Origin of the sequence: Massilia sp. UBA6681, from assembly GCF_002454935.1 — a bacterium.
Classification (GTDB): Bacteria; Pseudomonadota; Gammaproteobacteria; order Burkholderiales; family Burkholderiaceae_D; genus Telluria; species Telluria varians.
The window spans coordinates 1918-5150 of the sequence record NZ_DKJX01000026.1 but is presented as its reverse complement, the minus strand read 5'-3'; the positions used below and the strand labels follow the sequence as shown (position 1 = coordinate 5150).

2 protein-coding genes and 1 pseudogene are annotated in these 3233 nt (G+C 64.4%); all 3 read left to right on the top strand.

All coding sequences use genetic code 11. The features are described 5' to 3' along the window. Nucleotides 1-70: 70 nt before the first annotated feature. The 3 genes and pseudogenes from gmk (at nucleotide 71) to B2R83_RS03030 (ending at nucleotide 3218) form a co-directional block, all read left to right on the top strand. Entirely contained in the window at nucleotides 71-718 is a 648-nt protein-coding gene (gene gmk / locus B2R83_RS03040) for a guanylate kinase (RefSeq protein ID WP_027864404.1), read from the top strand. A 57-nt stretch (nucleotides 719-775) separates the two neighbouring features. Continuing rightward, a complete protein-coding gene (gene rpoZ, locus B2R83_RS03035) occupies nucleotides 776-979 on the top strand; it encodes a DNA-directed RNA polymerase subunit omega (RefSeq protein ID WP_005665923.1) in 204 nt (67 codons plus the stop codon). Between the two features lie 77 nt (nucleotides 980-1056). Next, nucleotides 1057-3218: pseudogene (locus B2R83_RS03030) on the top strand (RelA/SpoT family protein). Nucleotides 3219-3233: the final 15 nt, after the last annotated feature.

The window sequence follows — 3233 nt, the reverse complement described above, 5'->3', positions numbered from 1 at the left end:
TTTGCCCTGCCCACGCGTTCAACGTTATGATGAACACACGTAATACACGTTTTAACCAAGGACTCTATTCATGATCACTCCCGCCCTCTCCGGCAGCCTGTTCGTCGTCGCCGCACCCAGCGGCGCCGGCAAATCGACCCTGGTCAACGCCCTGCTGAAGCTGGAACCGGGCATCAAGCTGTCGATCTCGACCACCACGCGTCCGCCGCGTCCGGGCGAGCAGGACGGCCGCGAATACCACTTCACGACGGCGGAAGACTTCGTTTCGCGCGCCGACCGCGGCGAGTTCCTGGAATGGGCGGAAGTCCACGGCAACTACTACGGCACCAGCCGCCTGACCGTGGAACAGGAGATGAAGCTGGGCACCGACATCCTGCTGGAGATCGACTGGCAGGGCGCGCGCCAGGTGAAGAAGCAGTTCCCCGACGCCGCCGGCATCTTCATTTTGCCGCCGTCGATCGAAGCCCTGGAGGAGCGCCTGCACAAGCGCGGCACCGACGAGCCCCACATCATCACCCGCCGCCTGCTGGCCGCCGGGGGGGAGATGGCTCACGCTCCGGAGTTCGAGTATGCTATCATCAACGAAGAGTTCAACGTCGCCCTCGCAGAACTGCAGGCGATTGTCAAAGCGACACGTTGCCGTTTCGCCCAGCAGGCGGCGCGCAACGCCGACTTGTTTGCCCAGCTGGGAATCCACGCGCAACAACCAAATTTATGATCTAGCAGCGTGCGGCACCGCAAGGTCGTCGCACATTGTCCAATTCAGGAGTGACCTATGGCCCGCATTACCATCGAAGATTGCCTCAAGAACGTCCCGAACCGCTTCCAGCTGACCCTGGCCGCGACCTACCGCGCGCGCCAGCTGCTGCAGGGCCACACCCCGAAGGTCGAAGCCAAGGACAAGCCGACCGTCGTCGCGCTGCGCGAAATCGCGGCCGGCAAGGTCGGCCTCGAGATGCTGAAAAAGGTCCCGATGTAATACCCATCCTGGATGGCAGGTTTAGGTATATCGATATTCTGTTATTCTGTGCCTACACTGGCTGATCGATATTACATATGAGTTTGTCTTCCCCGGATTCGACCCATCCAGGAACCCCTGCCCGCACCAAGCGTCCGGGCAAACCGCAAGACGCCGAGGCACCGGCGCCCGCCCCGGGCGTCGCCTCGGTCACGCAGCTCATCAACAAGCTGTCCGACTACCTCACCCCCGCCGAGCTGAAAAAGGTCAAGGAAGCCTATCGCTTCTCCGACGAGATGCACCTCGGCCAGGTCCGCAAGTCCGGTGAGCCCTACATTTCCCATCCGATCGCCGTCGCGGAGATCTGCGCCGAGTGGAAGCTCGACGCCCAGGCCATCATGGCCGCGCTGCTGCACGACGTGATCGAAGACCAGGACGTCAAGAAGGACGAGCTGATCGAGCGCTTCGGCGCCCAGGTCGCCAACATGGTCGACGGCCTGTCCAAGCTCGAAAAGATCGAGTTCCAGAGCCAGATCGAGGCCCAGGCCGAGAACTTCCGCAAGATGCTGCTGGCCATGGCCTCGGACGTGCGCGTCATCCTGATCAAGCTCGCCGACCGCCNNCATGGGCGTGATGGTCCCGGCCAAGCGCCGCCGCATCTCGCGCGAGACCATGGAAGTCTACGTGCCGATCGCGCACCGCCTCGGCCTGAACAACATCTACCGCGAGCTGCAGGACCTGTCCTTCGCCCACCTCTACCCGCTGCGCTACTTCACGCTGGCCAAGGCCATCAAGGCGGCGCGCGGCAACCGCCGCGAAGTCGTCAAGAAGATCCTCGAGGCGGTCAAGAACCAGCTGGCAACTAGCGGCATCCAGGCCGAGGTCTACGGCCGCGAAAAGACCCTGTACGGCATCTATAAAAAGATGCGTAACAAGCACCTGTCGTTCTCGCAGGTGCTGGACGTGTACGGCTTCCGCGTGGTGGTCGACACGGTGCCGAACTGTTACGTGGCGCTCGGCNNACGGCTACCAGTCGCTGCACACCACCCTGATCGGCCCCTACGGCACCCCGGTCGAATTCCAGATCCGCACCCAGGACATGCACCGCACCGCCGAAAGCGGCGTGGCGGCGCACTGGCTGTACAAGACCGGCGACTCGAACATGTCGGACCTGCAGCAGCGCACCCATGCCTGGCTGCAGTCGCTGCTCGACATCCAGCAGCAGACCGGCGACTCGGCCGAGTTCCTCGAGCACGTCAAGGTCGACCTGTTCCCGGATTCGGTCTACGTGTTCACCCCGAAGTCGAAGATCATCGCCCTGCCGCGCGGCGCCACGGCGCTCGACTTCGCCTACTCGATCCACACCGGCATCGGCGACCACACGGTGGCGGTCAAGATCAACAACGAGACCCAGCCGCTGCGCACCGAACTGCACAACGGCGACATCGTCGAGATCGTCACCGATCCGGAATCGCGTCCGAGCCCGACCTGGCTGTCGTTCGTCCGTACCGGCAAGGCGCGTTCGGCGATCCGCCACTACCTGCGCACGGTGAACGTCAACGAGTCGGTCGAGCTGGGCCAGGAACTGCTGGCCGGCGCCCTGGCCGCCCGCAACATCGGCGCCGAGCTGCCGCCGAGCACCATCGAAAAGCTGCTGGCGGAATCCTCGGCCAAGTCGATGGAAGAACTGTATGCCGACATCGGCATCGGCAAGCGCATGCCGCAGCTGGTGGCGCGCCACATCTTCGGCCTGATGGACGCGGACCCGGAACACAAGCCGTCCGACCTGCCGCTGCCGAGCAGCGACATCGACCCGGTCACCATCTACGGCAGCGAAGGGGTCTCGGTGCAGCTGGCGCCCTGCTGCCTGCCGATCCCGGGCGACCAGATCACCGGCCAGCTGCGCCGCGACCAGGGGCTGGTGGTGCATACCAAGGACTGCCTGCCGGCGGCGCGGGTCCGCTCCAAGGAACCGGACCGCTGGATCGCCGTGCAGTGGGGCGAGGAGCTCAACCGCCGCTTCGACTGCCGCATCCGCCTGCTCATCAACAACGAGAAGGGCATCCTGGCGCGCGTGGCCGCCGAGATCGGCGAGTCCGACGCCAACATCACCTATGTCGGCATGGACGAGGACGACGAACACCTGATGACGCAGCTGCGCTTCACCATCCAGGTGAAAGACCGGGTGCACCTGGCGCAGCTGATCCGCAACCTGCGGCGGGTGGCGGGCGTGAACCGGGTCGAGCGCGAGCGCTCCTGATCCGCAACGGCGGCC